This is a genomic window from Arthrobacter sp. JUb115 (genome assembly GCF_004365035.1).
In the GTDB taxonomy this organism is placed as follows: Bacteria; Actinomycetota; Actinomycetes; order Actinomycetales; family Micrococcaceae; genus Glutamicibacter.
On sequence record NZ_SOBS01000023.1, the window covers coordinates 1 to 5,209 of the forward strand.

Genomic DNA, 5,209 nt, shown 5'->3' on the forward strand with positions numbered 1-5,209 from the left:
GGGGGGGGGGCAGCGAGCTAGGGGCCTGGCGGCCCCGCTCCTTCCCAGTGCTGGCGCACTGGGTGCCGCCCTGTCGGGCGCCCTGGTCTCGTCGTGCCTGCGTCGCGTTGTTAGCCTTCGGGCGGTCGCTGACGCGCCGCTTTTCACTGGCCGGGGTGTCGCCACGTCGGGCAGTTGCGGGTGCGCTGGTGGTTGCGAAGAGGGCTTTGGACGAGGTGGGGGTCGCCTCGGTCGCGATGCCTGCTGATGGGCCGGCGGTTGGCCAGCTGGGCTTGACTGCTTCGGCCTGTGCGTTGCTCTGCTTCACTGGAATCCCCTCCCCTGCGTGGCTAGTATGTCTCCGTTGATTTTGTAGATGCTAGAATTCTATCATGTTTCACCATGTCAAACAAGATATTTTCAATCGGTGCTGGTGAAACCACACTATGATCTTACCTATGATATTACATAGTTGTAAACATATGTTGTGCCATATGGGGCTCATTAAGGCTCCCCCTACTGCGCAGCCTTAGGCCCCGCGCGCCCGAGATGCTTCATCCGGGTCTGCCCTGTCGTGATCTGAGGTTGACTTCGGGAGCGCTGGGGCTCTGTCCTGGTAGCTATGCACGCCCGATCAGGGAGGAGCTTGCGCATTCCTGGGCGAGGCTCAAAACGATATTGCGTTGCTGCCCTCAGGGGCTTTCTGGTGGAACTGCTTGTGGGTGTTTAGAGGCCGGAATTTAAATTTAGTAAAGTCTTACTTGATCTAAATATGGTTCTCAGCATATGATGGTTTATGTCAGATCATTTACCCGAGAATCGATAGGCTCATGGCACACGAAATCGAAACCGCAGCAGACGGCCGCGCAGCATTCTTCGCAGCCCGCAAATCCGCATGGCACGCGCTGGGAACCACCACTGTAGAAGCCCAGACAGCCGAGGTAGCCCTCGAACTGGCTTACCTCTCCGGCTGGAACGTACACAAGGCCCCACTGACCGCCACCAGCACCGACTCCGACGGCAACGAGCTCCACTTGCCCGTCAACGGCAAATACGCCACTGTGCGCACCAATCCCTTCAACGGCCAACGCGAGCCCCTGGGCGTCGTCGGCAAGGTCTACCAGCCCATCCAAAACGAGGAACACACCGAGCTGCTCAACCAGCTTGTAGACCAGTCCGGCGCCCACTTCGAAACTGCCGGTTCCCTACGCGGTGGCCGGGAAGTCTTCGTCACCATGAAACTGCCCGAGCACATGCTCGTCGGCGACGTCGACCGCGTCGACCTCTACATCGCAGCAATGAACAGCCACGATGGCTCCGCTCCATTCCGCTTCGTTGTCACCCCAATCCGCGTAGTCTGCGCCAACACCCAACGCGCAGCGCTGAATAACGCGGTCAGCACCTTCTCCATCCGCCATACGCGCAGCGCCAAGAGCAACATCGAAGCAGCCCGCCAAGCCCTCAACCTCGCGTTCAAGTTCCAAGACCAGTTCCAGCTGGCAGCCGAGCAAATGATCCAGCAGACCATGGCAGAAGACCACTTCCTTAAGTACATCGACAAGCTCTTCCCTGCCCCCTCAAAGGATGCCACCACCCGCGTCCACGACACCTACCGCGAGAAGCGCAACACCTTCGACTTCCTCTTCACCGAGGCCAGCACCAACGCCCCTATCCGGGGCACCCGCTGGGCTGGATACCAAGCCGTCACCGAATACATCGACCACTACGCACCAACCCAACGCAACCAGTGGGCCGACAACGAAAACACCGCCCGCGCACTCTCCAGCCTCGGCAAGAACTCCGTCAACCTCAAACACCAAGCATTCGCCCTCGCCAACGCCTAAACACACCACACAAGGCCGGGAAACCACCGTTTCCCGGCCTTAGCCATACCCACAGCACCAAACACCTACCGGCGAGCGCGAGCGAAGCTCTGTGGGTGTTCTGTGGCCTTGCTGGTGTGTGCGGTGGGTCGGGTCTTGGTTCTTGGTGTCTGCTGCAGCGAGGTCGCTGGGCGGTATGTCCCCCAGAGGGTGGCCAGGTCGGGGATCTGCTGCAGGTGTGGTGCCTGCGTGCCTTGGCGGTATGTCTTGGGTACCTCTGCCTGGTGTGCGGGGTGTCGCTCGTGGGGGTGGGTCGGGCGTTGTTTGGCGTGTTGGGTTGTTAGATTTTAAATCTAGAATCTTGGGGTAAATTTATTGGTTTTTCAGGGTTTTCGTGGTTCATCATCTGGTGATTTTCTTGGGTGTGGTTTATCTGGTGGATCTTTTGCTCGGTGTTGCGCCTGGCTGCCCGAGGCCTGGGACATACCGTCCATGATGGGAAGGCGCCGGCGTGCAGCGACCAGGTACCAAGGTGCTGGCTTCCTCGGCGAGCGCCGTCGAAGTGGTAGGTCTTGGGTACCAGGTGGTCGAGGTGCCGGCGTGGAAGGTCGGTGGGGTGGGAGACGTACCGCTGTGGGGCCGTGCCTGAGAAGGATGATGTCTTCCTGGTAGGCCTGGGTGGTGAGGCGCAGGACGTACCGCGGTACCAGTCGATGGCCGTGGACCTGGTTGAGGGATGGCGCCCGCGGCCGGATCTGCTGCAGGATCCCGCGGGGCGGTATGTCCCCTCCCTGGGGGTCTTCAAGGGCTGCGAGTTGCTCTGCTGTCGGTGAGCTTCAGTTGCTGGGCGGTAAACCAGGCAATGAGCGCAGCACTGATGTGCTGGTTTTGCTCACGGGCCAATACGTCGGTGTCCCGGGTACCGCGGTGTGCCGCGGGGCTGGAGGCGAATGCATCCTGAGACTGGGCGCTGAGAGCATCGAGATCGATGAGCAACGGCGGTACGGTGAACCGGCATTCCGCAAGCTGAAGCAGCTTAAACATACCGGCCTTTGAAGTCCTGGCCCTTTGGGTTTTCTGAGGCTGTGATCTTCTGCAGGCGACGTGCCTGGCTTCCTTCAAGGGGACATACCGTCCTGCTAGCTGCCGCCGGCGCCTTTCTCGATGAGCTCGACATCGAAGGACCCTGGGTCGATGCCTTCGATCCAGGCGATGGCCTCCCGGATCGTTTCGGCTGCCTGGTTCAGCTCTGCGACCTGACTGATCGCGGCCGGGACCTGCACGCACTGCAAGGACCACCAGCGGCCATCTGGCTCAGCTTCGACCGTGTACACGGGCTTTCCCAACAGGCACTCCCCTTCCCCGGTGTTCTGGAGCTACACATCAAGCCTACGGCGAGCGCAGATGAGACGAGGCGGTTTGAGTGCGGGACGTACCGTCTTCGGGTGGGGTCTGCTTCTTGGAGCTGCGGGACCTGGGGTATACCGTCGGCGGGCGCAGGTGCGCTGATTGGGTCAGTGCTGGAGGCGCTCGTCGGATATGCTGCAGGCCTGGCTGGTGGTATGTCCCCCCTCCTGGGTCGCTGCAGTAGCCGTGGCCCAGGAGCATGGAGCGTTATTCTTCTCCGGGTTCGGTCCAGTCCAGGGCCGCGGCAAGATGCTCCTCGTGCAGAACTCGGATATAGCCCCCGACGAATGTCCCGCAAGCTGTGGGACATTTGGATCCCACTGCGGCCAGATGACGGCTAAATAGCGCTGGTAGTGCAGGTTGCTGCGTAATAGCCTTGTCTGTCCGGGAGGGACGTACCCCGCCCGCGGGTCGGCGCCCAGGAAGCAGGGGTCGTCCTCAGTCGCCTGGTTCTGCAGTTGAAGGAAGCCAAAGAATGCACCGCCGGAGGCTAGGACCTCATCCATAAGATGCGCCGGCCGGCCCTCGCTGCCGGCGGCCGCGTGATGGTATGTCCCCGCCGTGCCTGGCAGCGCATCATGCCGTCTGCGATTCAAAACCGTGGTGCCTCATCGTCCAGTCCACGGTGAAGACCCCACGGCCTCACTGCGTTAGTTCCTGGTAACGGGTACACGGCGAGCGCAAGGCATGAAGTCAGCGTCCAAGGAGCATGCTCAGAGCTCTGGACCGAGTCCCTGGTCCAGGAAGGGGCTGGCTGGTCCTCGCTGCAGGAGGCCGTGCGATGGTATGTCCCCCAGCCTCCTGCGGGTTAGCTCGTTGGGATCTGGGGCGGGAGAAAAGCGATCTTCTGGGCGTTGTCGAGCGACACATATGGCCCACCAGTGGAGCTTTCCTGGAAGCGGCCTTCTACAATGAAATACCACCCGCTGAAGTCGCTGATACCGGACAGCTTCTTGGCTTGCAGCAGCTCGGCGAGCACCTCTTTGCGGAGTCTGACGGCAGGCTTTTTCTCGCTCGTATAGCCGGTATCTAGGAAGTATCCTTGTGCGTGGTGGACCTGTCCCCAGAGGATCATCGTGGTGCTTCTAAGGGTGAATTCATCGACGTGAACGCAACCATCGGCGATCGTCGTGCGGGTTCGATCGCTCAGCGTCAAAGCCCTTCTGCTGCGGCGGAAATCCGGATCAGTGATCAGCTTGCCCAGCAAAGGCCCGTAGCCTACCGACCCTGCACGCCGCTGCCTGTCAGCGCCTTGATGCCGGTGGGCCCGCCCCGGTGTTCCGGTGGCGCCGGGAGTGTTATCGGTGACCGGCCGGTTCTGGGGCAGAGGATCAAGACGGATGACCAGCTCGTCCGCGGTGTTGGCGATAGCGTTGAATTCTTCGACAGCTCGTTGCAGTTCACTCTGCTCTTCGATCTTCGAACCATACTCGCAACCCGTTGCGTGATGTCCGAAGAACGTCGCGGCTTTTCCGTCCTTGGAGCGCTTACGCCAGTGCATCGGTGCGGCGCACTCCTGGTCAAGGCAGCTCAAATGGTCCCGGTAGTCCCCACGGTCTTGCTCGCGCAGTTCCGTTGCGTCGATCTGTTGGGTACCGTCGAATAAGGCCCAGCGCATCACAGGCTCCTTTCATGTGCCCTTCTCAGAGGGTTTGAGATCAAAACCTACCAGCCACCCCCCACAGAAACACGGATCCAGCACCCCTGCCCGGACCCTGAGACCAGAGCCGCGCCGGAATCACTCTCCCGACCCCGCCCAGCCCAGAAGACCGAAACAGGACCGATAGGCCACTAGTTGAATCTCAGCAAATGCTGACACACGAGATGCACGGCAAGCGCGCCACGGCGAGAAGGCAGGTCCTCTAGCCGAGAGGCAAACAGCTCCGCTGTCTGCCCATGCAACGAGGTGAGCACAAGGTACCGCGCCTGGTCCGCGCTGGAGAACACTGGGCCCTGGGCGTGAGCCAGGTCGAAGAAGGAATTCCCTCACCAGGTGAGCC

The 5,209-nt window shown here is 61.0% G+C and carries 6 protein-coding genes; 2 read left to right on the plus strand and 4 right to left on the minus strand.

Translation table 11 applies throughout. The annotated features are described in order from the left end of the window. Nucleotides 1–307, minus strand: a 307-nt coding sequence (locus EDF61_RS18600; RefSeq protein WP_208294310.1) for a hypothetical protein, incomplete at its 3' end; no start/stop codon positions are given. A 502-nt stretch (nt 308–809) separates the two neighbouring features. Here EDF61_RS18600 and EDF61_RS18605 point away from each other — a divergent pair. Further along, entirely contained in the window at nt 810–1,823 is a 1,014-nt protein-coding gene (locus tag EDF61_RS18605) for a DUF932 domain-containing protein (RefSeq protein WP_133835116.1), read from the plus strand. Between the two features lie 490 nt (nt 1,824–2,313). Then, nucleotides 2,314–2,451, plus strand: coding sequence for a hypothetical protein (locus EDF61_RS18920; protein ID WP_166650887.1), 138 nt, complete (start codon nt 2,314–2,316; stop codon nt 2,449–2,451). Nucleotides 2,452–2,603: 152 nt separating this feature from the next. Here EDF61_RS18920 and EDF61_RS18610 read toward each other — a convergent pair whose 3' ends face one another. The 3 genes from EDF61_RS18610 to EDF61_RS18620 form a co-directional block, all read right to left on the minus strand. Then, nucleotides 2,604–2,846 (minus strand): hypothetical protein, encoded by a 243-nt coding sequence (locus EDF61_RS18610; protein ID WP_133835117.1) that lies wholly within the window; start codon nt 2,844–2,846, stop codon nt 2,604–2,606. A gap of 95 nt (nt 2,847–2,941) precedes the next feature. Then, on the minus strand, nt 2,942–3,148 hold the full coding sequence (locus EDF61_RS18615) for a hypothetical protein (protein WP_133835118.1): 207 nt from the start codon (nt 3,146–3,148) through the stop codon (nt 2,942–2,944). Nucleotides 3,149–4,017: 869 nt separating this feature from the next. Beyond that, the gene (locus tag EDF61_RS18620; RefSeq protein WP_133835119.1) at nt 4,018–4,830 is read right to left on the minus strand and encodes a hypothetical protein; all 813 of its coding nucleotides are present in this window, start codon (nt 4,828–4,830) and stop codon (nt 4,018–4,020) included. Nucleotides 4,831–5,209 lie beyond the last annotated feature (379 nt).